This is a genomic window from Snodgrassella sp. W8135, from assembly GCF_016101225.1.
GTDB lineage: Bacteria > Pseudomonadota > Gammaproteobacteria > Burkholderiales > Neisseriaceae > Snodgrassella > Snodgrassella alvi.
The window spans coordinates 80,496-106,745 of sequence record NZ_JACFQX010000002.1; the positions used below are offsets into that span (position 1 = coordinate 80,496).

At 42.3% G+C, this 26,250-nt stretch carries 21 protein-coding genes and 1 other RNA gene; 14 read left to right on the top strand and 8 right to left on the bottom strand.

Going from position 1 to position 26,250, the window contains the following annotated elements; genetic code table 11:
* The first annotated feature begins 9 nt into the window (after window positions 1-9).
* From cysD to H3T75_RS06440, 4 genes are all read left to right on the top strand, one after another.
* Window positions 10-924, top strand: a complete 915-nt coding sequence (cysD, locus tag H3T75_RS06425; RefSeq protein WP_078475255.1) for a sulfate adenylyltransferase subunit CysD — start codon at window positions 10-12, stop codon at window positions 922-924.
* On the top strand, window positions 924-1,526 hold the full coding sequence (locus tag H3T75_RS06430) for an alpha/beta hydrolase (RefSeq protein WP_198211335.1): 603 nt from the start codon (window positions 924-926) through the stop codon (window positions 1,524-1,526). Before cysD ends, H3T75_RS06430 begins: the two co-directional genes overlap by 1 nt.
* A gap of 7 nt (window positions 1,527-1,533) precedes the next feature.
* Window positions 1,534-2,829, top strand: coding sequence for a sulfate adenylyltransferase subunit 1 (locus tag H3T75_RS06435; protein ID WP_025331752.1), 1,296 nt, complete (start codon window positions 1,534-1,536; stop codon window positions 2,827-2,829).
* A 504-nt stretch (window positions 2,830-3,333) separates the two neighbouring features.
* The gene (locus tag H3T75_RS06440; protein WP_198211336.1) at window positions 3,334-3,996 is read left to right on the top strand and encodes a S24 family peptidase; all 663 of its coding nucleotides are present in this window, start codon (window positions 3,334-3,336) and stop codon (window positions 3,994-3,996) included.
* 231 nt (window positions 3,997-4,227) lie between these two features.
* Here the strand turns inward: H3T75_RS06440 and tehB are convergent, their stop codons facing one another.
* Entirely contained in the window at window positions 4,228-5,088 is an 861-nt protein-coding gene (tehB, locus tag H3T75_RS06445; protein ID WP_232339936.1) for an SAM-dependent methyltransferase TehB, read from the bottom strand.
* A gap of 682 nt (window positions 5,089-5,770) precedes the next feature.
* Between tehB and H3T75_RS06450 the strand changes: the two genes are divergently transcribed.
* The 4 genes from H3T75_RS06450 (at window position 5,771) to H3T75_RS06465 (ending at window position 11,254) form a co-directional block, all read left to right on the top strand.
* Window positions 5,771-6,748 (top strand): L-lactate dehydrogenase, encoded by a 978-nt coding sequence (locus H3T75_RS06450; RefSeq protein WP_025331749.1) that lies wholly within the window; start codon window positions 5,771-5,773, stop codon window positions 6,746-6,748.
* A gap of 192 nt (window positions 6,749-6,940) precedes the next feature.
* Window positions 6,941-8,725, top strand: coding sequence for an assimilatory sulfite reductase (NADPH) flavoprotein subunit (locus H3T75_RS06455; RefSeq protein WP_198211337.1), 1,785 nt, complete (start codon window positions 6,941-6,943; stop codon window positions 8,723-8,725).
* A 90-nt stretch (window positions 8,726-8,815) separates the two neighbouring features.
* Complete coding sequence (locus H3T75_RS06460) at window positions 8,816-9,943, top strand: acyltransferase (RefSeq protein WP_084554585.1); 1,128 nt, start codon at window positions 8,816-8,818, stop codon at window positions 9,941-9,943.
* 168 nt (window positions 9,944-10,111) lie between these two features.
* Complete coding sequence (locus tag H3T75_RS06465; protein WP_198211338.1) at window positions 10,112-11,254, top strand: acyltransferase; 1,143 nt, start codon at window positions 10,112-10,114, stop codon at window positions 11,252-11,254.
* Between the two features lie 155 nt (window positions 11,255-11,409).
* On the opposite strand, the gene H3T75_RS06470 is transcribed toward H3T75_RS06465, so the two are convergent.
* The 3 genes from H3T75_RS06470 to H3T75_RS06480 all read right to left on the bottom strand — a co-directional run bounded on the left by H3T75_RS06470 (window position 11,410) and on the right by H3T75_RS06480 (window position 14,925).
* Window positions 11,410-12,720 carry an MFS transporter gene (locus tag H3T75_RS06470; protein WP_198211339.1) on the bottom strand — a complete coding sequence of 437 codons (1,311 nt, stop codon included), beginning with the start codon at window positions 12,718-12,720 and terminating at the stop codon, window positions 11,410-11,412.
* Window positions 12,721-13,217: 497 nt separating this feature from the next.
* Window positions 13,218-13,478, bottom strand: coding sequence for a hypothetical protein (locus tag H3T75_RS06475; RefSeq protein WP_174830756.1), 261 nt, complete (start codon window positions 13,476-13,478; stop codon window positions 13,218-13,220).
* A 709-nt stretch (window positions 13,479-14,187) separates the two neighbouring features.
* Entirely contained in the window at window positions 14,188-14,925 is a 738-nt protein-coding gene (locus H3T75_RS06480) for a LysR family transcriptional regulator (RefSeq protein ID WP_198211340.1), read from the bottom strand.
* A gap of 110 nt (window positions 14,926-15,035) precedes the next feature.
* On the opposite strand from H3T75_RS06480, the gene H3T75_RS06485 reads away from it, so the two are divergent.
* On the top strand, window positions 15,036-15,578 hold the full coding sequence (locus H3T75_RS06485; RefSeq protein ID WP_198211341.1) for a DUF4865 family protein: 543 nt from the start codon (window positions 15,036-15,038) through the stop codon (window positions 15,576-15,578).
* A 162-nt stretch (window positions 15,579-15,740) separates the two neighbouring features.
* Here the strand turns inward: H3T75_RS06485 and rnpB are convergent.
* Window positions 15,741-16,101: RNase P RNA component class A (rnpB, locus tag H3T75_RS06490), an RNA gene on the bottom strand.
* 143 nt (window positions 16,102-16,244) lie between these two features.
* Here rnpB and H3T75_RS06495 point away from each other — a divergent pair.
* From H3T75_RS06495 to H3T75_RS06505, 3 genes are all read left to right on the top strand, one after another.
* The gene (locus H3T75_RS06495) at window positions 16,245-18,086 is read left to right on the top strand and encodes an ABC transporter ATP-binding protein (protein ID WP_198211396.1); all 1,842 of its coding nucleotides are present in this window, start codon (window positions 16,245-16,247) and stop codon (window positions 18,084-18,086) included.
* A gap of 103 nt (window positions 18,087-18,189) precedes the next feature.
* The gene (dld, locus tag H3T75_RS06500; RefSeq protein ID WP_198211342.1) at window positions 18,190-19,890 is read left to right on the top strand and encodes a D-lactate dehydrogenase; all 1,701 of its coding nucleotides are present in this window, start codon (window positions 18,190-18,192) and stop codon (window positions 19,888-19,890) included.
* Between the two features lie 245 nt (window positions 19,891-20,135).
* On the top strand, window positions 20,136-21,125 hold the full coding sequence (locus tag H3T75_RS06505; RefSeq protein WP_198211343.1) for an aldo/keto reductase: 990 nt from the start codon (window positions 20,136-20,138) through the stop codon (window positions 21,123-21,125).
* A 35-nt stretch (window positions 21,126-21,160) separates the two neighbouring features.
* Here H3T75_RS06505 and H3T75_RS06510 read toward each other — a convergent pair whose 3' ends face one another.
* Window positions 21,161-22,054, bottom strand: coding sequence for a LysR family transcriptional regulator (locus H3T75_RS06510; RefSeq protein WP_198211344.1), 894 nt, complete (start codon window positions 22,052-22,054; stop codon window positions 21,161-21,163).
* 345 nt (window positions 22,055-22,399) lie between these two features.
* Here H3T75_RS06510 and mgtE point away from each other — a divergent pair, with 345 nt between their 5' ends.
* Together mgtE and prmC are read left to right on the top strand one after the other, a co-directional pair.
* Entirely contained in the window at window positions 22,400-23,833 is a 1,434-nt protein-coding gene (mgtE, locus tag H3T75_RS06515) for a magnesium transporter (RefSeq protein ID WP_025331738.1), read from the top strand.
* A 39-nt stretch (window positions 23,834-23,872) separates the two neighbouring features.
* Window positions 23,873-24,685: a peptide chain release factor N(5)-glutamine methyltransferase gene (gene prmC, locus H3T75_RS06520; protein WP_370570083.1), complete on the top strand. Its 813-nt coding sequence runs from the start codon at window positions 23,873-23,875 to the stop codon at window positions 24,683-24,685.
* A 149-nt stretch (window positions 24,686-24,834) separates the two neighbouring features.
* Here prmC and H3T75_RS06525 read toward each other — a convergent pair whose 3' ends face one another.
* Together H3T75_RS06525 and H3T75_RS06530 are read right to left on the bottom strand one after the other, a co-directional pair.
* Entirely contained in the window at window positions 24,835-25,485 is a 651-nt protein-coding gene (locus tag H3T75_RS06525) for a site-2 protease family protein (protein WP_198211346.1), read from the bottom strand.
* Between the two features lie 65 nt (window positions 25,486-25,550).
* Window positions 25,551-26,171, bottom strand: coding sequence for an L-threonylcarbamoyladenylate synthase (locus H3T75_RS06530; protein WP_084551647.1), 621 nt, complete (start codon window positions 26,169-26,171; stop codon window positions 25,551-25,553).
* Between the last annotated feature and the right edge of the window lie 79 nt (window positions 26,172-26,250).

Here is a 26,250-nt window from a genome sequence, read left to right on the forward strand (position 1 = left end):
GGGAATATCATGAGTATTCAAGACAAACATCTGGACTGGCTGGAAGCTGAATCTATTTATATTATCCGCGAAGTAGTGGCCGAAGCACGCAATCCGGCATTACTGTTTTCCGGCGGCAAGGATTCAGTGGTGCTGCTGTCTCTGGCTGTAAAGGCTTTTCAGATTCCGGGGCACAGCCTGCAACTGCCATTGACACTGGTGCATATAGATACCGGACACAACTATCCGGAAGTTATTGCTTTCCGTGATGAAGTCGTACGCCGCCTTGGTGCACGTCTGGTCGTCGGCAGTGTAGAAGAGTCGATTCGCCGCGGCAGTGTGACTCTGCGCCGGGCTACTGATTCACGGAATGCCGCACAGGCCGTCACTCTGCTGGAAACAATTGAAGCCAATGGTTTTGATGCATTAATGGGCGGCGCCAGACGGGATGAGGAAAAAGCCCGGGCTAAAGAACGGATTTTTTCTTTTCGGGATGAATTTGGTCAGTGGGATCCGAAAAACCAGCGGCCCGAATTATGGGATTTGTACAATACACGTCTGCATCCGGGTGAAAATATGCGGGTTTTTCCGATTTCCAACTGGACAGAGCTGGATATCTGGCAATATATCGCGCGTGAACAGCTTGCTTTGCCGGAGATTTACTATGCACATCAGCGAGAAGTTGTTGAGCGCAACGATATGCTGGTACCGGTAACAGAGCTGACACCGAAAAAAGAAGGTGAAGTCAGTATTGTGCGCAGTGTGCGTTTCCGGACTGTTGGTGATATTTCCTGTACCTGTCCGGTAGCCAGCACAGCCAGTACAGCAGCAGAAATTATTGCTGAAACCGCACAAACTACGATTTCCGAACGTAATGCTACCCGTATGGATGATCAGGTATCGGAAGCGGCGATGGAAGAGCGCAAGAAAGCAGGTTATTTCTGATGACAGAAAAACAAACGGTATTACCGGCCAGAATATTTATTGTGCATGGTTTTCAGAGCAGTCCGCAGGATAACTGGTTCGACTGGCTGGCTGCGCAGATCCGGACAACCGGTGCAGAAGTAACCGTACCGCTTATGCCTCAGCCGGATTATCCGCAGGCAGCGCAATGGCAGCAGGCACTGGATAAGCTTATCGGGCAGCCGGATGAACAGACTTTTCTGATTGGTCATAGTCTTGGCGTTATTACATTGCTGCAATTTCTCAGCCGGCATAAACCTGCACGGCTGGGCGGTCTGATTCTGGTTGCCGGATTTGCCGCACACCTGCCCAGGCTACAAATACTGGATGGTTATATCGATGTCAGTCAGCCGGATTTTGCAGTATTGCAGCAAATCAGTATGCCGGTTCACAGCATTATTTCAACTAATGACCCATATGTTCCCGAAGCAGCCAGTAACGATATTGCCCATGCCTTGCATAGCAGTATTCAGTATATCCCTGATGGCGGCCATCTGATGGCAGAAGACGGCTTCAGAAAACTGGAACCTGCCCGGGACAGCCTGCAACAGATGCTGGCACAGGCGGCAACCTTAAAAAAGTGAGACACCGATGAGTACTGATTCTGTATTGCGTTTTATTACTGCCGGCAGCGTAGATGATGGTAAATCCACGCTGATAGGACGACTGCTGTTTGACAGTCAGTCCTTACTGGCTGATCAGGTTGCTTCGCTGTATCACGGCAAGCACAAACGTACCGCCGACGGCATTCCTGATTTTGCTCAGCTAACTGACGGACTTGCCGCTGAGCGTGAACAGGGTATTACTATAGATGTAGCCTATCGTTATTTTGCCACGCCGGCGCGTAAATTTATTATTGCTGATACGCCGGGACATGAGCAGTACACACGCAATATGGTTACAGGTGCATCTACTGCTGATGCAGCTATTATTCTTATAGATGCCACCCGGCTGGATTACACTGAACATACACCAGCCTTACTGCCGCAAACCCGCCGCCATAGCGCGATTCTGAAACTGCTGGGTACGCCGCATATCATTGTGGCAGTAAACAAACTGGATTTACTCGATTACAGTGAAGAAAAATTTAATGCCATTAAGCGTGCCTATGCTGAACTGGCTATTGCTCTGGATTTACACAATATCAGCTACGTACCCATATCAGCTTTGAATGGTGATAATATAGTGACTGCCAGTGCGCATATGCCATGGTATCAGGGACAGCCTCTGTTGCCTTTGCTGGAAAGCCTGCCCGCTGCCAATCGCAGCAGCCAGTTACTGTCTGCTCCTGCATTATTCCCTGTTCAGCGGGTTGCCCGGCTGGATGGCAGCAGCGCAGATGATTTTCGCGGTTATCAGGGACGTCTGGAACAAGGTACCCTGAAAGTGGGCGACCGTATACGTATTGAACCGGCAGGGCAGACCAGTGCCATAGCGGCCATTTATACGCCTGATGGTCAGGTGGAGCAGGCACAGTCAGGAGCTGTGCTGACTGTGGTACTGGCAGATGATGTTGATGTTTCTCGGGGCGACAGTTTGGTGGCAGCAGATAGTGCATTACAGCCAGTGAAAACCATCAGTGCTTCCGTGTGCTGGTTCGACAGCAAACCCTTAAACTCAGCCCGACGCTACTGGTTCAAGCATACTACTCAGACGGTATACGCCAAAATCAGACAGGTTGATTATCTGCTGGATGTTCAAAGCCTGAACCATCGCGAAGACAGCGACAGCCTGCAGCTAAACGATATTGGCCGTGTACAGCTTAGTATTCAGAAACCCGTGGTAGCAACGACTTATGAGGATAATCCCGCTGCCGGAGCCTTTATTCTGATTGATGAAGCCACCAACCATACTGTTGCAGCCGGTATGATTGTTTCTGTTGCTTAAAACCGCATTCAATAATAGTTTAATCTATTGAAAATAAGCAGACAGAATTAATATTCTGTCTGGTACCAGCCTGATATTCAGGCTTTTATTGTTTTGTCATATATTAACTCGTAGATAATATTTATTAAATTTATTCGTCGTTTCAGATTATTTATCCGGCAAAATTCGGATATATTTAATATCTAATAGGTAAATATCTGATGCTTTGAATGCAAACATACAATGTCGCAATAAGATTTATATCAAACTTTTGTGTAAAAAATATGTAAAAATGACGTTAAACTGAAAATTTTAAAAGTCAAATTGTTAATGTAATATGATATTAATTAAAGTTTATGATGAATTATCATATTAATATTATTGGAAAATTTATATAGGGTAAATAATATTAACTTTTTTTGGATAAATTTCCATATTTTATATATTAAAAATGATTATTCGTATAAACAAAACATAACACGATTTACGTTAACATCATTCTGTATTTGAGTCAGGAGATAACTGATGTTAAGCGATCGGATTAAACAGGCGCGCAAGCATGTGGCTCTGTCACAGCAACAGGTGGCTGATAGAATGGGGGTTTCTAAAACTGCCGTATTTAAATGGGAGAATGGTCATTACGAACCGAAAAATCTGGATATACTGGCCAATATACTGGGTGTCAGTTTATCCTGGTTACGTGAAGGCCGTGGTAGCCCTTTTCCGGCAACAACCACAACATTGGCTGCAGAAGTAAATATTATTGCAGAAAATCAGGATCAAACGCTTGTTCCATTTTATTCTTCAATAGAACAGGCCGGCAGTGTGCAGTCAAACCAACTGCATATTCAGCACGGTAAAGGAATCAGTTTAAGAACTGAGCTTCTGGAGCGTAAAAAAATCAATCCGCAAATGGTGGTGTGCTTTTCGGTAAATGATAATAGTATGGAACCTATTATTCCTTACGGTACTATTTTTGCAGTAGATTTAAACCGCACCAATATTATTGATGGTAATTTATATCTGATTAAACAAAATCACCAGTATCGCATCAGGAAACTATATTCAATGCCCTACGAAGAAATACGTTTGCATGCCTTTAATACAAAGGAATATAGTGATGTCTGTATACCAGCTAATCACATTATTATCATTGGCCGGATATTTTATTACGCTGTAGAGTTGTAATTGGTGTCATTATCATGTTATTTTTTAATTAAGCCGGATACTTTTACTTTTAATTCAGTAAATTGTTTACTAATGCTCTGCTGGTTCCAGGGAAGCAGATCTGACTGTTTCCAAATAAGTGTTACTTAGTCTGAAACTGGCATTATCGCTTTTTAATCTTATATAGTTATTATTGAATTTTCTATTTAATCATTGCATGTTTTCAATTGTACTAAACTACATCCTGAGATATTACTTTTTTTGTGCCAGTAAAGTGGCAAATCGCAGTTTTATTCGATTACCATCACTATCGGTTTTATGCAGTTCACCAACATCTTCATTGTATTTCAGAATATTCCAGTCCTGATAATAATTACGCAATTCATTCTCTTTAAAAGTAAACGAAAACCCGACTGTACAAGGGAAATCGTCAGTGGACATCGCACTGACAATTAAATTATATCCCCCCGGTTTTGTTATCATTTGCATATTGCGAATGATATCGGGAATTCTGTCTGCCTGTAGAAACATCATTACCACTGTTGAAATAATTAAATCGTAATTACCTGTTAAATCAGCCTGATTTATATCATAAACAGATGCATTGATATGGGATAAATGTTCTTTAGCAATAATGCTTTGTAAATTATTGATACTCACCTCTGATTTATCAACCGAATCAACATCAAAACCCAGTAACTGTAAATAGAGTGAGTTACGACCGGAACCACAACCTAAATCCAAAACTTTCCCTGCTGAAATGAGCTGACTAACTGCCAGTACTTCAGAGTGCGTTCTGGTCATTTGATATTTTTTCTGAGTGTAATCTTCCGGCAGACAATAAAAAGCCAGCTGGCATTGCAAATCATCCGATACCTGAGCTATCCGGTGCCATTGCTGCGGTAGAATCAAAGGTGGTTGCTGCTGAGTATTGAAAACATGCTCAGAAATGATGTCTCCCTGTTCGGTTAATATATCGAAATTCACATAACCTTTAATAATATTTAATTTTGCCCAGGTACCTGTTTGCGTATTATGCTGTTCACGAAACTGTTTCGGTAAGGTTTGTGCATTCCAGACTGGCAACGTTTTATAGCAAATTAAATTTTTCATCACATCACTATTAATAAAATAACTTATTGATACCATAGTATATGGCTTTTTTTATTAGTTAAAGAGATGACTCAAAATTAATTTAATTTGCTATTGTTACCTTACAGATAACATAGCATCTTTATCTTTAAAATAACCCGTATTTATATTCCGAATATCAAGAATAAATCTTCCTTTGATCATAAAAATAGATATTTATTCAATTTACCTTTAATGCAAAATTTTATGATGCCTCTAGCCTGGTATTCGCAAGGCCATAATTTATTCTATTTTAGAATGGCGATAACATTAAGAGAAAAAGGCAGATTATAAATACAATAAATGAATATTTGACATAGTTCTTACGAGTAGTAATTCGAAACCACTTTTTATAACTAACTATATCAATAATCAATAAAGTCTATAAATAAAGATCAATATTTTGGTTTTTAGTCAAGTATAAAATAGAATTTGCCAGCGTAAAGATATTATTCAAAATTAAATATAATTATGTTAAATTCACGAAAATATCAATATAACTGGCAAAAAATATACATAAAATTATATTTATAGACCTAATATACCAAAATTTGTAATGAATAATGAATATAAATAAATAAAAAAAATGGTATATGATAATCTGTTACAATTTATGCATAAATTCATATAGTTTTGTATTTATCCATAGAAACGAGGTTGATTTATGTTACAGCCTACTAATGCCAAAAATCACCAGAAAATTGTTCTGGTCGGCGCCGGTGCAGTTGGTTCCACTTTTGCCTATGCTGCTACCCTGCAAGGTATCGGTCAGGAACTGGTTATCGTCGATGTTGCCCGTGATAAAGCACATGGTGATGCTAAAGATATTGCTGATGCATTACTGTTTACTTATCCGAAAAACATTTACGCCGGTGATTACAGTGATGCTGCTGATGCTGATATCGTAGTCATTACTGCCGGTGCTGCTCAAAAACCCGGTGAATCACGTCTGGATTTGGTTAATCGTAATCTGCATATCATTAAAAGCATTGTCACTCATATAGTAGAGTCTGGCTTTAACGGTATCTTTCTGGTGGCTTCGAATCCGGTTGACATTCTGACTTATGCTACATGGAAAATTTCCGGTTTTCCGGCAGAACGGGTAATCGGTTCCGGTACATCTTTGGATTCCGCCCGTTTGTGTAAATATGTAGGGTATTTACTGAATGTCGATCCGCGCACAGTAAGCGGATATATTCTGGGTGAACACGGAGACACCGAGTTTCCGGCCTGGTCTCACCTGAGTGTAGGCGGGCTGACCATAGAAGAATGGATTAAAGGTGACCCGCGCTTTACCGAAGCAGATCTGGATATTATTGCTGATCGTGTGGTCAATGCCGCTTACGATATTATTCGCCTTAAAGGTGCTACTTACTATGGTGTCGGTGCTGCTCTGGCACGTATCTGCCGCGCATTATTGGATGATGAAAATACCATTTTACCTGTTTCTGCTTATTTGAACGGTCAGTATGGTGTTAATGATATGTATATTGGTACACCGGCAGTGTTAGACCGGCATGGTATACGTCAGGTAATTGAAATTCCGCTGAATGAAAAAGAGCAGGGTTTAATGCGTGCTTCAGCCAGCCATCTGGATGAAGTGATGCGTAAATCTTTTCCGGAAATCGGTATTAAACGCTAATCCGGACAGTCTGGAGGCAAGCCAGACCATCCGATTCAAGGCAATCCGAAGGGTTGCCTTTTTATATATTCTTACTGCTTCTATCTAAATAAGCGTCATTTCTTTCTCAAAAAACTTTGTGCTTGCTAGTATGGCTGACTATCTATTGCAGTCTGAAAATTACATTAATCATAACTTTATCGAGCACAAGCTATGAGCATACCTATTTCCCCTGAATTGCTGCAATCGCTTGCCAGCCTTTCACCAACACAACTTGCCTGGCTGTCCGGCTATGCATGGGCAAACAGTCAGCAGCAAAATACGGTTTTTCCGGCAGCGTTGCCGGTATCCGGTGTTGCAGAACCGGTTGCAGCACGCAAAGTACTGGTTTTATCCGCTTCACAAACTGGTAACGCACGTCGTGTGGCAGAAAGCCTGCAACTGAAACTTGAAGCTGCCGGTATTAATGCAGCTTTAATCGCCAGCGGCGACTATAAAATCAAGCAGCTCTCCAATGAAGATATTCTTTTGCTGGTAACGTCAACACAGGGCGAAGGCGAACCCCCGGAAGAAGCTTTACCACTATATAAATATCTGTTTGGTAAAAAAGCACCGGCTCTTAATCAGCTTCACTTTGCGGTACTCGGACTGGGAGACAGCAGTTATCCGCAATTTTGTCAGTGTGCTAAGGATTTTGATAATCAACTAGCTCATCTGGGTGCGCAGCGCCTGGCTGAACGGACAGACTGTGATGTCGACTATCAGGGCAGTGCCGCAGCATGGCAGGATAAAATTATTGCTCTTATCAGTGAGCTGAATAACACTAATAGCGCAAGCATAAGTAATGAGGTTCAGCAAAGTGTAGTCGCTGCACAAACTGCGGTATTTACCAAAGCAGCACCATTCAGTGCCACCTTAAGTTTGCGCCAGCGGATCACCACACCTGAAGCCAACAAAGATGTCGAACACATCGAAATCGATTTAACCGGTTCTGGTATCCGTTATCAGCCCGGGGATGCTCTGGGCGTGTTTTATCAGAATGCAGCCACACTGGTAGAAGAAATTCTGCAGCATACACAGGTAGACAGCGATGCACTGGTTCGACTGGCTGATGGACGTGAAATAAGTATCGGAGAAGCTTTACAGAATGAGCTGGATATCACTCAGAATACACCTGCTCTGGTGCAAAACTATGCCCGGCAGATACAAAATGCCGAACTGGATGAAATCGTAGCTGACAGTACAGTCTTGAAACAGTTTATTGCCACTACTCCGCCAGTCAGTGTGCTGGCAGCCTATCCGCATTTAATTGATGCACAGGCATTACATGATTTATTTCGTCCGCTTACACCGCGCCTGTATTCAATTGCTTCAAGTCAGGATGAAGTTGGCGAGGAAGTTCATCTGACTGTGGGTGTGGTGCGTTTTATTCAGCGTGAGCGACAATATACGGGAGGTGCGTCCGGTTTTCTCGGTGAACGTTTGCCAGAAGGGGAGGCAGTACGCGTATTTATTGAAGAAAATCACCGTTTCCGCTTACCTGAAGATGGTAATACCCCCATTATCATGATTGGTGCCGGTACAGGTATTGCACCGTTTCGCGCATTCATGCAACAGCGTGATGCCAATGGTGACGCAGGTGAAAACTGGCTGTTTTTCGGTAATCAGAAATTTACTGATGATTTTCTTTATCAGGCCGAGTGGCTGCAATACCGTAAAAGCGGTTTACTGACACGTTACGATTTTGCCTGGAGCCGTCAGGAAAACGAAAAGGTTTATGTACAGCATAAATTGCGGGAGCGTGCACAGGATATCTGGGAATGGTTACAGCGCGGAGCGCGTATTTATGTTTGCGGCGATGCCGGCAAAATGGCTCGTGACGTTGAGCAGGCACTGCTGGATATTGTTACTGAGCAGGGTAAACTCAGCTCTGAAGATGCTGATGAATATCTGAGTGAGCTGCGTCAGCAGCAACGCTATCAGCGTGACGTATACTAACAGCAGGCCTGATTCTTAAAACCGGATTCACAGATACTGTAAAAAAACATTAATATCAGGTTATGTTTACTACTGATTGTTAATATTTTTATGCTTTTTTCATACCAAATGTTTGGCTGGATGCTGGGATTATTAATACTGTGCTGGGCAGTATTTCGAACCAAGCTGTTTGCATTTATGGATAATCCCGGTAGCCGGCGGATAGAGCGACTGGATGGTCTGCGCTTTATATTAGCTTTCAGTGTAGCCATGCATCATTATGTTTACAGCTATTATTATTTGCACGGCCAGCCATGGACACCGGCCGTATTTGTCCATAATCTGCTCAATCTGCGTCTTGGTGCATTCGCTGTTACTTTGTTTTTCATGCTTTCAGGTTATCTGTTTGCGCATTCTGGACCCGTTTCGTGGATACAGTTTTATCAGAAGCGTCTGCTGCGCATTGCACCGGTATTTTGTTTGTCTTCTGCCTGCTGTATATTACTTGCACTGTATTTACAAAGGCATACACTGGTTACACGTGATATGCTGCTTAATCTGTATTACTGGTTTGATGCCGGTATTACAGGCATTAAACCAGGATTATTCGGTATGCAGGACGCCCGATTGATTAATGCAGGTGTATATTGGACGTTATACTGGGAATGGGCATTTTATTTTTCCTTGCCACTGATATGTATTCTGCGCCCGAAAACCGGTTTACTGCCTCTGGCAATAATCGTAATATTTATTGCCGTTTATCTGATTGCCCCATTTAATCAGCAAAAAGCTTATTTTATTGCCTGTTTTGCCATAGGCGCACTGGCCAGAATATTGTCAGAAACTGTACAGATATCTAAAAAATTCTGTGATATCGGTATCGTGCTGTTACTGGTACTGATTTTTTGTATTACTAATGGTAACTATGACATTAATTTTTTACCACTGTTTGCAATGCTGTTTGGTCTGATTGCGCTCGGTGGCGATATATTCGGGCTGTTACGGCTAAAAGCTTTTATACGGCTCGGTGATGCCAGCTACAGTATTTATTTATTACATGGTATTGGCTGGTTCTGTATGAATAAAATTATTCAAATAAATGAAATTCATCTGGAGAAAACAGGCTATACCTTGCTTGCTACCGTGGTATTTATTACCTTAATGCTGATATGTACATTAAGCTATCTTTTTATTGAGCAACCCTTTATGAAATTAAGTCAGCAAAAGCGGTATACCTAAAATAAAGTAGTATTTTGTTTTGAATTTATTTAGTCAAAAAGCATTTATTATTCATATATATAAAGAACATTAGAAATAAAAAGTTTAATTTTGAACAAATTTTATATGTTAAAATTGGTTTATTATAAAAAATATTTAAAAAACAAATCTTAATTTGAAGAATTATAAATGCTAATTCAATATAAATTCATTTTATGGATGTTTGGGCTGATATTGCTTATAGGACTATTATTTGGTTCAAGACTTTTTAGTTTTATGGATGAGAACAGTCAAGTTAACAGAGTAAAGCATTTAGACGGATTAAGATTCTTTTTAGCATTTATAGTTGCACTATTTCACTATCTTCTTTGTTATTTCTATTTTCATGGACAGGCGTGGTCAGATGAAATAAATCGTCCTAACTATCCAATTGTTATGAATATGGGTGGTCTTGGGGTGGCCATATTTTTTATGATTTCCGGTTTTCTGTTTGCCTGTACACAGCCTACTTCATGGATAATGTTTTATCAGAAGCGTTTTTTTCGCATTGCACCTGTTTTTTATCTTTCATCTATATGCTGCATTATTTTTGCTTTTTTTATCCAGAAAGATAATATTAATACTGATCAATTGTTCAATACTTTTTATTATTGGTTTGATGCAGGTATTACCGGTAATAAACCGCCTTTATTTGGTTTGGAAAATTCTAATTTGATCAATGCCGGGGTCACATGGACATTATTCTGGGAGTGGGGATTTTATTTTTCGTTACCCGTTATTTGTATATTACGCAATAAAATAGGTTTATTAAAATTAAGTTTAACAATATTAGTTATCTGTACATATTTTATTTCTCAATATAATCAAAATTATGCAGTATATATTGCATATTTTGCTATTGGAGCTTTGGCAAGAAAATTACCTGAAAAAATTCAAATACCCAAATACATTTGTGATATTGGAATAATATTAACAGTCGTATTTATGCTTGCAGTTGCAGATAGAATTTACAATATTGTTTATTTGCCGGTAATGGCTTTGCTATTTATCTTCATCACTATGGGTGGTGATCTTTTTGGCTTATTAAAACTGAGAGGATTCGTACGTCTGGGAGATGCCAGCTATAGTATTTATCTACTTCATGGTTTAGCCTGGTATGGCATGAATAAATATATTGCCGTACAAAATCTTGTTTTGAATCGCACACAATACACATTAGTCTCTACAGCAGTATTGTTGATTTTACTGACTATCTGTACCCTGACATTTCAGTATATTGAAAAACCATTTATTGCTTTAGGCCGGCGTAAATTTTCGTGGCTGAAAGAATAAACGTTCAAACAAATTTTTCTAGGGTGCGACAACTGGTTGTATCACTTTCAGATACAGATAATTCAGGATTTAAATACAACAATAATTTCTGCCCGGAACAATTCAGTGATCCGGGCAGTATGGTTTATGCGATATATTGCTTGCTTTGCAAATAGTTATTTATCCGGCTGATCCTGCGTATCAGTATTCTGCAAAGTTTCATGAATATGCTGTTCTGCACTTTGGGCATCGTACGGTGTGTCAGTAGCATCATTGTTGCGCGGGTCAAGCTCGGCGGTCATCGGACCAACATTGCCGGATACCGGCACATAAACACTGCGTTCTGAAACAGGGACAGCCGGCTGCATATACGCATATACTGCCAGAATGGTTGCGATAATCGCATATACACTATAGAAGCCGAAATGATTGAACAGCTGCATAACTGAACCCAGAATCAGTGGTGCCACCAGTGAGCCCAAACCATAAACAAACAGCAGACAGCGATTTACTTCCACTGTATTCATATTGGCAGGTAAAACATCATTGGCGCGTGCCAGCCCCAGTGCATACATCGGAAAGCCGCTACAACCGATAGCCAGTGCAATCACGCACTGAGCCCAGATATTACCCGGCAACACCAATAACAACAGCATGCCACTGATTGCTGCTACCGCAGCCACACAGGCACAGCCGAAAATAGTACGCGGGCGCCCGAATTTATTTGACAGCCAGGCAATAAATAATTGGATGGTAAACCCTCCAATCATTGCAGAACCCAGAAACAGAGATACTTCAGGCAGACTGTAGCCCAGTTTCAGCATAAATACCGAGCCCATGGTGAAAAAGCCATTAATAAAAATCCCTGCCATAAAACAGGCTATCCATGCCAGTGGGACGATAGAAAAGACATGCGGCAGGCTGATACGTTCACGTTTAGGAATTTCCGGTTGCTGCATACGGGTCAGCCCTACCGGTAACGTGGCGGCAATCACCAGAATAGCAGCCAGTGTAAAAATGTTATTACTGGTCATATTCAGACTTAGCAGCAGAACGCTGGTTGCTGACGACATGTAATATACTACTTCGTACAGAGCCAGAATCTTGGCGCGGTTCTGAGGAACGCTGCGTGCTGTAAACCAGCTTTCCACTACCATTAATAAGCTATAGTGACAAAAACCCAGTACTGCACGCAAAATCCCCCACATCCACAACTGTTCTACCATCAGATGGGCGAGAGCGGCAATAGCAAACAATGCACCAAATACGCTGAAGCTGCGGATATGTCCTACGCGTGAAATAATCCGGTGAGAAACAATAGCAGAAATCGTACCACCAATAAAAAAGGCAGCATTCAGCACACCGATGGTAATATTGCTGACTCCCATTTGGGTCAGCTTTACCCCGGCAGAATTCAGAAAAAGCCCGTAACCGGAAAACAGAAAAAAAATAGAACCATATAAAGACAAAAACTGGCGCGTGTGCATGCTGATACCGATAATTAAACAATAGCCAAGCCTGACATAAAACTACTGTTAATGTAAAGTCTGTTACTGAGCGGACAAATAATTAAATTATATCTACATTGATTATTCAGGCTATGCAAAATACTCCTTCTGAGTTGATGCAGCCTGAGATTTAACAGTATTTAGTAGTGATTATCCGGCATAAAATTTTCTCTGGTGATGTAAAAGAAACAACCAAAATTTTCACTTCATCTGAATAAATTTTATTCAAATAAAGAGATTAAACACAATTAGCAGTACAAATTGCAGGTATAAAACTGTCTGTATATTTTAAATCTATTTATATATCAGGCTTAGGATTGAGAATATTCAATCTGCCCCATCTGGTATTGTTTATCCCATGATTCCCTTTGGGATTAATTATTAAACGTGATAGTAACTAGCATTAATCCTAAAAGACCAGTTATCCGATCTTATTCATTATAGTTATTCATATTTAAATTATTTAATAATCAGTGCTAAGACAAATCTTCAAGACGCGGAGAAATGATAAGCAGATAAATGATAAAGCGTAAAGATTGGTCGTCCAGATCATGCTCCTGTTTGTACAAAACATCATTGAACACATAGGAACATGATTTTACCTTGCCACTGGATCCAGCTGGCCATGACGTTTTATGTACGGATTCACATACTTTATTACGCTCGAAGTCGCTAAGCACAAAATCAGGATCAAATGCCTGACTAACAAGCTGAATAGATTGCTGACATTTATTCATATCGGCTGATTTATTATTCGAGGATTGGTCACAGTTAAGTTTAAGTTGTGTTATCAACTCATCCCAGCTGTTTCTATGCATTGTGAGGTTGATATGAGGTGCAAGGTCATATTCAGATAGAGTCTCCTCGCTTTTTTTAATAGGTTTCAGATTATATCGATATTGTATATTTAAAGTATTGAATTTTTCTATAAAATCAGATGCTTTAACTTGATAGATGGGTGGGTAGTACACAGATAGTGCTAATGTTGAGTAAGAGATTAGCTGACAGATAATGAAAATAGTAGCTATAAAGATTTTTTGCATTTGGCTATCTCTGGGTTTAAAAAGTAAGAATTCAATAGTTATCCGGCATTAGGCGTTACTGGAGAATATAAGAATGTAAATATCTGTTTTATTTTATAGATATTATGTTATTTCTATAAAAAATAGAATGATATAAATCAAAATTTAAGAATTTTGACTGGTGATATTATCAATCCAATCGGGATAAATATCAGGCCATAACCTTGTACCTGTTTAGATAATTTCTGCGCCTATTTAGTGGTAATTTTATCGGTAAGGCACTATTCAGATGTGCGGACATGCAGGCTGTAGCAGTAAAAATCCATACAGACGTATTCAGTTCACAGCAGATGGTTTATTAACTGACTTAACCGGTGAATAAGGTCCGGGTAGTGATAGTAAACTTAATATGATATTAAATTTTTTAAACTGATTGATGCTGATAACAAAAATAGTCAATCAGATACTGGTGAGTATCAAGTGGTGTAAGTTTATCCTGCGCAAAGAATACGGGCAATAGTGCTACTGCCTGCCCCTTTTCAACAAGATTTAACAGCTGGCTGAGCGAATCAATGGTAATAATATTAGTCAGCTGCGGATATATGGCTAAAGTTTTGGCACGTAAGGGACAATCTGCATCGTTGTTAATCAAGACAGGTAAATGCAGATGAGTAGTAACTTCGGAACTTTTTAAAAAGGTAACAGGTAAATATCCGGTTTCTGTTAAATCATAATCTTTATGCTTAAATTTTTTAAAAGTAATGACTTTATCATAATTGTGCTGATTAATTTCATTTTCTATTTCACAGGTTTTTTTAATAACAATATCTGTTGATTCTATTTGATATTCAGTCTTTTCAATAACAATAAACTGAAACAGAAGTTCTGAAATTAATAATAAAGGTTTAACAGATTTAAATGATAATTTTATTTGTGCAAATTTTTCCAGTGTTGAATTGCTAAAAGCATAAAACTGATGGCCTTGTGCTGTTGGTTTCATTCCATCAAAACTACGGATAAAAAGCGTTGCCCGTAATTCATGTTCCATCTTTTTCAGATGTGCGGTCAGATTAGATTGTGAATAGCCTAAAATTTTTGCTGCTTTATTAAGACTTTTAACGTCATAAACTGTTTTAAAAATCAATAATCCTTTGAAATTCATATGTTGTAAAGACCTATCATTTTTTCTGATAACTCAATCGCAGATTAGAATTATTCAAAATTTAATTAAATTTATAAACTGAATTACATTGTTTAAAGCGGGAATTTAGCATGCAGGCTATGCAATATAAAATTAGTTTACCAGCCGATTATGATATGAATATTATCAAAGATCGTATTCAAAATAATGGTTTTAAAACAGATGGCTTTGAAGATTTATTATTTAAGGCTTATATAATTTCTGATAAAAAGAGTGGCAACACAGGCAATGGATATTGTCCTCTTTATCTTTGGAAACAAACCAAAGGAATGAATAAATTTATTTTCGAAGGCTATTTTGACAATATTATTAATTCTTTTGGCTGGCAAAAAATCAATATTGGTATTACAGCAGAAGTGGAATTGACAAATGATTTCTCACAAAGCCGGTATGTATCAGAAGAAAATTTTTCTATAGCAGAACAAGTACGGTTAAGAGATTTTTCTTTTCAAAGTGCTGAGTATAAAAATAAAACTGGTAAAGTGATTATTTATAATCCGGATAAATGGCGTTATGCCGCATTTACTTTTTTTAAAGACCAACCAGCCATAAATAATCAGAATCTGTATCAGATTCTCCATCTTTCGCTTGATGCAGGGGATGGTCAAAAATAAATTAATCAGATTGTTCAATGAATGATAACAATAGATAACTAACTTGTTTTTACTTTATGTTTTTCTTTGATATCCGGTGCCATGGGAATGCCGAATAATCAATGAGTGCTAAAGAGCCGGAAAAACGGCTACAACTGTGTGAATAACCATTATGCTGAGGGGCACATCAGACAACCGATAAGCCGGGTTCTGTCTCGGACAGTCATTCATCTGGGCGGCACATTACTGTGCCGCTCTAGCAACCTACCCGAATGCTCGGCGAGCAGCGTCAGTGCATTCTGTTTGGTCTTGCTCCGAATGGGGTTTAGCCTGCTACACGTTGTTACCAACGGCACGGTGCGCTCTTACCGCACCATTTCACCCTTACCTGTGCTGTGGTTTCCCACAGCCATCGGCGGTTATGCTTTCTGTTCCACTTTCCGTCGCCTCACGACGCCCGGCTGTTAGCCGGCATTCTGCTCTGTGGAGCCCGGACTTTCCTCCATGCATGTATATTATGCACAGCGACTGTCTGGTATGCTGATGTGCCTGCAGGATTCTAACACAAACCGCTGATAGCTGATTTATATTTCAGATTATGTATAATGATTTGTCTTATTATTTTTCTGGCTGCCGTATTTGCAGGTACAGCCGCTATGGCTCACCTATGCAGAAAGCCCGCGCAATATGTTACTGAACCGATTTTTCAGCTGGTTTGAAAACCGCATTGATACTTATCCGGATATGCTTCCGCAACCGCCGAAAAAAGGTGTGTTACCGTTTATCTGGAGTTGTCTGGAAGGAGCACGCCTCTGGCTGCTGTTGATGGTTGTCATGACCATAGGTACCGGTATTCTGGAGGCTCTGGTATTTCGCTTCCTTGGTACGGTAATCGACTGGCTTGGCGCTTATTCACCAGACAGGTTATGGCCGGAAAAAGGACATGAACTGCTGCTGATGGCTGCTGTGCTGATATTCAGTATTATTTGGTCATTTTTTTCTTCCAATGTACAGTTTCAGACTCTTCAGGGCGCCTTTCCGATGCGCCTGCGCTGGAATTTCCACCGCCTGATGCTCGGGCAGAGTATGGGTTTTTATCAGGATGAATTTGCCGGAAGGGTTTCTGCCAAGGTAATGCAAACCGCGCTTGCAGTACGTGATACGGTAATGTCTGTGGCTAATATGCTGGTTTATGTACTGGTTTATTTTGTTACCAGCGGGGTAATACTTGCCGGTATGGACAGCTGGTTATTGCTGCCTTTTATTCTGTGGATAGTGCTGTTTGTCATGGTACTCAGATTTCTGATTCCTAGGCTGTCTAAAACTGCTCAGAGGCAGGCAGATGCCCGCAGTCTGATGACCGGTCGTATTACTGATGCCTATACCAATATTGCTACGGTGAAGCTGTTTTCACACAGTGCGCGTGAAGCTGCCTATGCTAAAGCATCAATGCAGGAATTTCTAGTAACCGTGAATGCGCAGATGCGTCTGGCAACTCTGCTGGATAGTCTGAGCACCATGATTAATACTTTACTGGTAGTCGGTTCTGCCGGTCTGGGTATCTGGCTGTGGATGCAGGGGCAGGTGGGTGTCGGTGCTATTGCCACAGCGACAGCCATGGCCTCACGGATTAATGGTCTTTCACGCTGGGTAATGTGGGAAAGTGCGCGTCTGTTTGAAAATATCGGTACGGTTGAAGATGGTATGAAGATACTATCCCGTCCGCATGCTATTGTTGATAAACCTAAGGCACTGCCGTTAACAGTTAATCAGGGTGCGATTGATTTTGAGCATGTAAATTTTTCTTACAGTGAGGATAAACCGCTGCTGCGCGATTTTAACCTGCATATCCGCGCGGGAGAAAAAGTGGGTCTGGTCGGACGCAGCGGCGCTGGTAAAACGACACTGACCAATCTGCTGCTGCGTTTTTATGATGTACAGGGCGGGCGTATTCTGATTGACGGGCAGGATATCCGCGATGTAACACAGGACAGTCTGCGTGCAGCACTGGGGCTGGTGACACAGGATACTTCTCTGCTGCACCGTTCGGTACGTGACAATATAGTTTACGGGCGTCCGGATGCCTCTGATGAAGAAATGATACGGGCAGCACAGCAGGCAGCAGCGGATGGTTTCATCCCGTCACTGGAAGACTCTAAAGCAAGACATGGATATGATGCACATGTGGGTGAGCGCGGTGTGAAGCTGTCTGGCGGACAGCGCCAGCGGATTGCCATAGCCCGTGTAATTCTGAAAGATGCGCCGATTCTGCTGCTGGATGAAGCCACTAGTGCTCTGGATTCTGAAGTAGAGGCCGCCATTCAGGAAAATCTCACCCGGTTAATGCAGGGCAAAACGGTTGTGGCAATTGCTCACCGGCTGTCAACGATTGCTGCAATGGATCGGCTGATTGTGATGGATAAAGGGCAGATAGTTGAGCAGGGCACACATAGTGAGCTGCTGGCAAAAAATGGTGTTTATGCTATGCTGTGGCAACGGCAGAGCGGTGGTTTTTTGCCTGAAGCCTGATATACATCAGATATGTTAAAAATCTTTCCGTTAATATATAACTGTTCTAAAATGGTTTGTATTAATTAGGAATAAGTCACTACATAATAAAGGGAGAAGCAGTATGGGTATTAATACACATACCGACCTCGTTCACACATTACAGGGAATTGTCGGGCATGAATATACTCTGACTGATCCCGCACGTACTCTGCCTTACCGTCAGGGTATTCGTTTCGGAGTTGGTGATGCGCTGGCTGTTGTGATACCGGGTACACTGGTGGAGCAGTGGCGGGTATTAAAAGCCTGTGTTGAAGCTGATGTGATAGTTATCACTCAGTCTGCCAATACCGGTCTGACAGGTGGTTCGACACCGGATGGTAATGATTATGATCGCCCGATTGTTATTGTCAGCACACGCCGGCTGGATGGTATTCAGGTGATTGAAAATGGCGAACAGGTAGTCTGTCTGCCCGGGAGCACACTGTTCCATCTGGAAAAAGAGCTGAAACAATATCAGCGTGGTCCGCATTCGGTTATCGGTTCATCCTGTATTGGTGCCTCCGTGATGGGCGGAGTATGTAACAATTCAGGCGGTGCGCTGATTCAGCGCGGTCCGGCTTATACACAGATGGCAGTGTTTGCTCAACTGGATGAAAACGGTCAGTTGCATCTGGTAAATCATCTTGGTATCGAACTGGGCGATGAACCGGAAACTATTTTACAGAATCTGCAAAATCATAAATACAGCGATCAAGATATCAAACATGATGCCGGTATGGGACATGACCACGAATACCGCAACCATGTACGCGAAATAGATGCAGATACGCCGGCACGTTTTAATGCCGATCCGGCACGGCATTATGAAGCTTCCGGCAGCGCCGGACGTCTAATGGTCTTTGCTGTTCGTCTGGATACTTTCCCGCTGGAGAAAAAATCTGCGGTTTTCTATATCGGCAGTAATGATACCCACGAGCTGGATGATATTCGCCGCCATATTCTCAGCAAGTTTAAAAATCTGCCGGTTTCCGGTGAGTACATGCACCGTGAGGCTTTTGATATTGCTGCGGCATATGGTAAAGATACTTTTGTTGCCATTCAAAAATTCGGTACTGATGCCATGCCGCGTCTGTTTGCCTTTAAGAATTTTGTTGATCGTATCATGGCGAAAATTCCGTTTTTTCCGAAGAATTTTTCTGACCATTTTGCGGTATTTATGTGTAAATTTCTGCCGCAGCATTTACCTCAGTCCATTCGTGATTACCGCGACCGTTACGAACACCATCTGATTCTGAAAATGGCTGATGACGGTATTGAGGAAGCAGAAGCATTTCTGAATACTTTTTTCCAGCAGAAAACCGGTAGTTATTTCCGCTGTAATGAAAAAGAGGCCGAAGCAGCAATGCTGCATCGTTTTGCCGCAGCCGGCGCAGCGACTACCTATCGTAATGTGCATAGCGATACGGTAGAAAATATTGTTGCACTGGATGTGGCTTTACGGCGTAATGACAGCGAATGGTTTGAAACCCTGCCTGACAGTATTAATCAGCATTTCATCCATAAAATGTATTATGGCCACTTTTTCTGTCATGTTTTCCATCAGGATTATATTGCCCGTAAAGGCACCGATTGCAACAAAGTTGAAGATGAGATGCTGGTATTACTTGATCAGCGTGGAGCCCAGTATCCGGCTGAGCACAATGTTGGTCATTTGTATCATGCCAAACCGGCTTTAAAGCAATTCTACCGGAAGCTGGATCCTACCAATAGCTTTAATCCGGGTATCGGTAAAACTTCAAAGAAAAAATACTGGGCTGATTAAGCTGACAAATAAATCAGTATTTTCTGAAAATTATTGCTGATAAAGGTATTTGGAAAAGATAGTATTTACGTCTGAAATATACCGCTGAGCGCCTGCTGATTTGTCAGGCGCTTTTTTTGACTGATGAAAAGGCAGGTTGATTATTTATGAATAGTATTAATTAACCTTAGTAATTCAGACCTCTTAATCCTGTAGCCTGCAAAGACTATGCTGTTTCTGCAATTAATCACAAAAGGAATAGTACGATGCAACAACGTTATTTAGGCAGTAGCCGTCTGGCCGTTTCTGCTTTGGGGCTGGGATGTATGGGGCTGAGTTTCGGATATGGTGCGGCAACAGAAACCGGAAAAGCCATTGAGCTGATTCGTTCTGCTGTGGCACAGGGTGTGACTTTTTTTGATACGGCAGAAGTCTATGGTCCTTATCTGAACGAAGAATTAGTCGGTGAGGCTTTGAAACCTTACCGGCAACAGGTAGTGATTGCCACTAAGTTTGGTTTTACGTTTGGTGATGATAATAAACAGCAGATTTTAAACAGCCGTCCGGAGCATATTCGTCAGGCAGTCGAAGGTTCATTGCGGCGGCTGCAAACAGATGTGATTGATTTATTGTATCAGCATCGGGTCGACCCTGATGTACCGATTGAAGATGTTGCCGGTACGGTTAAGGATTTGATTGCTGAGGGAAAGGTAAAACATTTTGGTTTGTCTGAAGCCGGTGCTGCTACCATTCGCCGAGCTCATGCAGTACAGCCTCTGACTGCGTTGCAAAGTGAGTATTCAATGTGGTGGCGGGAGCCGGAAAAAGAAATTTTGCCATTGCTGCAGGAGCTGGGAATTGGTCTGGTACCGTTCAGCCCGCTGGGTAAAGGCTTTTTAACCGGTACCATTAATTCATCTACTGTATTTACCGCCGATGATTTCCGCCGGCGTGTACCGCGCTTTACTCCTGAAGCACTGGCAGCAAATGAAAACCTGAACACTCTGATCAATAAACTGGCTCAGGCTCATCAGGTTACTCCGGCTCAGATTGCGCTGGCATGGCTGCTGGCACAAAAACCATGGATTGTTCCGATTCCGGGCACTACCAGACCAGACAGACTTCAGGAAAATCTGGCTGCGGCCGACATTCAGCTAACTGCCAGTGATGTTGCTGAAATTAATCAGGCTCTGGAGCGTGTTTCTATTGTGGGTGAGCGTTATCCTGCTGACCTGCAGGCACGTGTAGGGCGTTAATCAGGAAAGAATAAGGGAGACTCATATGGTTTCCCTTATTCAACTAGTCGTAAAGCATCAATCATCATAGCAAAGGCACGGGGGTGCTGTTTGCGGCTGGGATAATAGAGGTAATAGCCCGGAAAAGCAGGGCACCATTCTTTCAGTACTTGTACCAGCTGACCGGAAGCCACCAGTGCTGTGACCATATCCTCGGGCACGTAGCCAATACCAAAACCCGATAACACGGCGTCTATGCGCTCAGGTAACTGATTGAAAGTGAGTTGCCCGTTTACTTTAATGCGCAGTGGTTTGCCGTCTTTTTCAAACTCCCACTGGTAAAGTGCGTTGGCACTGGGTAAGCGTACATTGATACACTGATGATGCTGTAAATCATATGGGGTGGCCGGTATATCGTGAGTCTTGAAATAATCTGCTGATGCCACAACGGCCAGACGTATTTCAGAGCTCAGTTTAATGGCTACCATGTCTTGTTCAAGGCTCTCTCCAAGGCGTACTCCGGCATCAAAACCATCCTGCACGATATCTACAAAATGGTTATCGATAAATAACTCAACATTAATTTTCGGATGTTCTTTTAGAAATGGTTTCAGTTTTGGCCAGAGTACCGTATTTGCCGCATGTTCACTAACAGACAGCCGAATATTGCCGCTGGCCGTACCATTTTGTTCAACCAGATTCTGTAATGTAAATTCAAGCTCATTTAATCGTGGTTCCAGATAAGCAATAATCTGTTCACCTATATCAGTAGGCGCCACACTGCGTGTTGTCCGGGTCAGTAAACGTGTTTGCAGTTTTTGCTCCAGAACTTTAATCGCGTGGCTGAGCGCAGACTGTGTCATTCCCAGTTGACGGGCTGCTCTGGTAAAACTTCGCTCTTTGGCTATTGTCAGTAAATACTGAAATTCATTGAAATTTTCTCTGAGCATATTGCTATTCCCCCTGCTGAATTTAATCATAATTTGCAGCAGTAATGTAATTTATACATTAAAACAATGTGGTGTTATCAGCAACCTTATTCTGTGACAGAGAATATATAAACCTTACCGTGAAATACACTGATTATGCAGCTTAGCAATGTAGTTTGTGGTGATAAACGCAAAGAAGGAGAGGCGCGAACAGGTAAAATCCGTGTACAATATTATTAAAGACAGCCTGCTCAAGCAGGCTTTAATTTATCATAACAGGCAAAATGCTGTTTTATCAGGATATACTGCTGGCATTGCAGCGGTAACATTCCGGTTTGGATGTGCAACACACAGGATAACAATACAATGGATAGCCATAGCAATCTCAGCGAACTGGAACGCCTGCATCTGGATACCGATCACATATGTGAGCTGGTTGCTATTCTTTTGCCGGTTGCCGAGCATATCCATTCGCATACTCAGTCATACCTGCAAACACCGGAGCAGGAACAGGCACTGACTGAACTGATTGCTGCTCTGCATGAGCTGCATCCTGCCGATATGGCTACCCTGCTGGAGTCGCTGCCGCTACAGGAACGTATGCTGGTGTGGAAGCTGGCTACACCTACTGAAGATGGTGAGGTATTACTGGAGGTTTCTGATCCAGTACGTGAAACCCTGATTGAAAGCATGGCACAGCAGGAACTGCTGGCCGCTGTGGATAATCTGGATGCAGACGAACTGGCCGAGCTGGCTCCGGATTTGCCCAAAGAAGTTGTTTATGAAGCCATCAGCAGCCGTGATGAAGAAGAGCGGGCACAAATTACTGCGGCAATGTCATTTGAAGACAATCAGGTTGGCGCACTGATGGATTTTGAGCTGGTAAGTATTCGGGCTGATGTAACCTGTGAGGTGGTATTGCGTTATTTACGCCGTTTTGAACGTTTGCCCGACCATACCGATAAAATCTTTGTAGTCGATAATTACGATGTTCTGCAAGGCGTTTTACCCATACGCAGTCTGCTGGTTGCCGATCCGGATTTACTGGTCTCGACAGTTATGGCCGATGATGTGGTTACCTTCCGTCCTGAAGACGATGCTGAAGAAGCAGCAGCGGCATTTGAGCGCTATGATCTGGTCACTGCACCAGTAGTAGATAGTAACCGCAAACTGATCGGACGTATTACCGTTGATGAAATGGTGGATGTGATTCGTGAAGAATCAGAAACCGATATGCTGAATATGGCCGGTTTACGTGAAGAGGAAGACCTGTTTGCGCCGGTAGTGGATTCAGTAAAAAACCGCTGGATATGGCTGGCAGTCAATTTGTGTACGGCTTTTGTTGCCAGCCGTGTAATTGGTATGTTTGAAAACTCAATTGAAAAAATTGTTGCGCTGGCAACACTGATGCCGATTGTGGCCGGTATTGGCGGTAATTCCGGTAATCAGACCATTACCATGATTGTGCGCGCCATGACCTCCGGACAAATCAGTAACAGTCAGGCATGGCGGTTACTGCGCAAAGAAGAGGGTGTTGCTCTTGTAAATGGTATTATCTGGGGTTCTGTGATGGGGCTTGTTTCCTATTTCCTGTATCACAGCGTAGGTATTGGTCTGGTTATGGTGGCTGCAATGACACTGAATCTGTTACTGGCTGCCACGGTCGGCGTACTGATACCGGTAATTATGCAAAAATCCGGCCGCGATCCGGCACTTGGCAGCAGTGTGCTGATTACTGCTGTTACAGATTCCGGCGGCTTTTTTATTTTTCTCGGTCTGGCCACCCTGTTTTTGTTATAAACCTGTCTTAAAGAATAGATAATGAATACAGATACGCCAATCACTCTTGATAACTGGTTACACAACTGCGGTTTGCCGCGACTGGAAGCACGAATGCTGCTTCAGCAGGTACTGGATATCAGTCATGGCTATATTATCGCCCATGGTCAGCAGCTAATCAGCAGCAGTGATCAGACCAGACTGAATCAACTGGCACAACGGCGGCTGGCTGGTGAGCCATTGGCCTATCTGCTCGGATGGCGTGAATTTTACAGTAGGCGTTTTCAAGTTACAGAAGCTGTACTGATTCCGCGGCCGGAAACGGAACATCTCGTAGAAGCGGTTTTAGCACATTTACCTGAGCACGGAGTTGTGTGGGATTTAGGTACAGGCAGCGGAGCCATTGCGATTACCGTAGCCTGTGAACGTCCTGATGCACAGGTATGGGCAGCTGATATCAGTGCAGAAGCACTGGCAGTTGCGCGTACCAATGCTGCTGCCCTGCAGGCAGACGTATCTTTCGGACAAGGTTCATGGTATCAGGCTCAGCCGCAGCCGGCAGTTAACAGTGTGGACGTAATTGTATCCAATCCTCCTTATATTGCCGTACATGATCAACACTTGCAGCGGGGGGATTTGCGCTTTGAACCGCAGCATGCGCTCACCGATAATCACAACGGTCTGACTGCATTTCAAACCATTATTACCGGCGCTGCACATTTTCTGCGTCCTGATGGCTGGTTATTACTGGAACATGGCTTTGATCAGGGAGAAGCAGTCCGCACAATGTTAGCGCAGAATAATTTCAGTCAGATTCACACACAGCCTGATCTGGCTGGTCTGGAAAGAGTAACACTGGGACAGAGAAAATAATTTTCAGGTAAATCAATGAGCCAATCATTTATTCACCAGAATTAATTTTAAATTGATGTAATCAGTATAATTCGGCAAGAATATAAAAATATTCTTGCCGAATTAAATATTTCAATTGAATTTTCTAATAATGAAAACTACATCTGATCTCAGAAGAGATTAATTATTAAAAACATCAGTGACGTAATCATTTCAAGAAATGGTCGCAAAATAAACGAGAATATGCCGCTTACAATCAGAAGCAGAATAATCCATGTTCCATATGGTTCCAGCTTACGATACTCCATCGAAGCTTTTGGTGACAGAAAACTGTCAATAAAGCGTGCACCCGGTTGCGGAGGAATCGGCAGAAGACTGAAAAAACAGAACATGACATTAACACGGACACCTATGATTCCCATCATCGCCAGTGGTTCCTGAAAATATTCCGGCACCCACCGACTGATAATCACAACAATGGTCCAGCACAGACACATGAGCAGGTTAGCCAGGGGGCTGGCAATGGCTACCAGACGCTCTCCCTGACGTCTGTTTTTAAAATTTCGCGGGTCAATTGGTACTGGTTTGGCCCAGCCAACCATAAGATGGCCAGGCAAAAGAATCATGGTTGCCAGCGGGATAATAATTGTTCCGACAATATCAATGTATTTAGCCGGATTCAAACTCAGCCGACCCATCGTTTCAGCTGTACGGTCACCGCAAAAGCGTGCCATATAACCACAAACTGCTTCCGGGAGGGTAATCCCAAGTAGAATCGGCAAGATTGCCAGAAGTAAGTAAGCCAGATCAAATTTCAGCAAAGTAAAATCCTTAAAATACAAATAGAAAATTCTAAATCAAAACAGTTATGATACCAGTGAAAATTTTACAAACCAAATAGTGCAGTATCCCCTTTACCCTGCCGTATCAGCGTAATATCCTCGGTCATATCAATGACGGTTGTAGGCTCAGTACCGCACCAGCCACCGTCTATCACCAGATCCACTTCATGTTCGAGCTGATCCCGGATATCATAAGGGTCAGTTAACGGTTCATCATCATGAGGCAGCATCAGTGTGCATGACAGCATGGGTTCATTCAGATTCTGCAATAAAGCCAGAGCTATACGATTGTCTGGAACACGTAAACCGATGGTTTTGCGTTTAGGGTGAAGAGTACGTGCTGGTACTTCTTTGGTGGCCTGCAAAATAAATGTATAACTTCCGGGCGTTGCTGCTTTGAGCAGCCGGAACTGGCTATTATCTACACGCGCATAAACACCCAGCTGGCTGAGATCATGACACATCAGGGTTAGATGATGTTTCTGATCAATGCCGCGTATACGTAAAATTCGCTCCATTGCCTGTTTATTGCCCGGCAGGCAGCCCAGTGCATAACAGGAATCCGTCGGATAAACAATCACTCCGCCACCACGAACAATATCTGCTGCTTGATTAATCAGTCGTTCCTGAGGATCAGTGGGATGGATAGCAAAAAACTGTGCCATAAAAATTCCTCATTTTGTATTTATCAATCTAACCAGTTATTGTAAACATAAGCCTGCCACACCAACAGAGAATATTATG

What these genes read in the sequence shown, in the direction of transcription:
- H3T75_RS06495 (WP_198211396.1), top strand. Translation starts at nt 16,245, where the DNA reads ATGTTACTGAACCGATTTTTCAGCTGGTTTGAAAACCGCATTGATACT.
- H3T75_RS06455 (WP_198211337.1), top strand. Translation starts at nt 6,941, where the DNA reads ATGAGCATACCTATTTCCCCTGAATTGCTGCAATCGCTTGCCAGCCTT.
- H3T75_RS06510 (WP_198211344.1), bottom strand. Translation starts at nt 22,054, where the DNA reads ATGCTCAGAGAAAATTTCAATGAATTTCAGTATTTACTGACAATAGCC.
- H3T75_RS06485 (WP_198211341.1), top strand. Translation starts at nt 15,036, where the DNA reads ATGCAGGCTATGCAATATAAAATTAGTTTACCAGCCGATTATGATATG.
- H3T75_RS06450 (WP_025331749.1), top strand. Translation starts at nt 5,771, where the DNA reads ATGTTACAGCCTACTAATGCCAAAAATCACCAGAAAATTGTTCTGGTC.
- H3T75_RS06460 (WP_084554585.1), top strand. Translation starts at nt 8,816, where the DNA reads ATGCTTTTTTCATACCAAATGTTTGGCTGGATGCTGGGATTATTAATA.
- H3T75_RS06475 (WP_174830756.1), bottom strand. Translation starts at nt 13,478, where the DNA reads ATGAATAAATGTCAGCAATCTATTCAGCTTGTTAGTCAGGCATTTGAT.
- H3T75_RS06480 (WP_198211340.1), bottom strand. Translation starts at nt 14,925, where the DNA reads ATGAATTTCAAAGGATTATTGATTTTTAAAACAGTTTATGACGTTAAA.
- H3T75_RS06470 (WP_198211339.1), bottom strand. Translation starts at nt 12,720, where the DNA reads ATGCACACGCGCCAGTTTTTGTCTTTATATGGTTCTATTTTTTTTCTG.
- H3T75_RS06435 (WP_025331752.1), top strand. Translation starts at nt 1,534, where the DNA reads ATGAGTACTGATTCTGTATTGCGTTTTATTACTGCCGGCAGCGTAGAT.
- H3T75_RS06465 (WP_198211338.1), top strand. Translation starts at nt 10,112, where the DNA reads ATGCTAATTCAATATAAATTCATTTTATGGATGTTTGGGCTGATATTG.
- dld (WP_198211342.1), top strand. Translation starts at nt 18,190, where the DNA reads ATGGGTATTAATACACATACCGACCTCGTTCACACATTACAGGGAATT.
- H3T75_RS06440 (WP_198211336.1), top strand. Translation starts at nt 3,334, where the DNA reads ATGTTAAGCGATCGGATTAAACAGGCGCGCAAGCATGTGGCTCTGTCA.
- tehB (WP_232339936.1), bottom strand. Translation starts at nt 5,088, where the DNA reads ATGAAAAATTTAATTTGCTATAAAACGTTGCCAGTCTGGAATGCACAA.
- mgtE (WP_025331738.1), top strand. Translation starts at nt 22,400, where the DNA reads ATGGATAGCCATAGCAATCTCAGCGAACTGGAACGCCTGCATCTGGAT.
- H3T75_RS06530 (WP_084551647.1), bottom strand. Translation starts at nt 26,171, where the DNA reads ATGGCACAGTTTTTTGCTATCCATCCCACTGATCCTCAGGAACGACTG.
- H3T75_RS06430 (WP_198211335.1), top strand. Translation starts at nt 924, where the DNA reads ATGACAGAAAAACAAACGGTATTACCGGCCAGAATATTTATTGTGCAT.
- cysD (WP_078475255.1), top strand. Translation starts at nt 10, where the DNA reads ATGAGTATTCAAGACAAACATCTGGACTGGCTGGAAGCTGAATCTATT.
- H3T75_RS06505 (WP_198211343.1), top strand. Translation starts at nt 20,136, where the DNA reads ATGCAACAACGTTATTTAGGCAGTAGCCGTCTGGCCGTTTCTGCTTTG.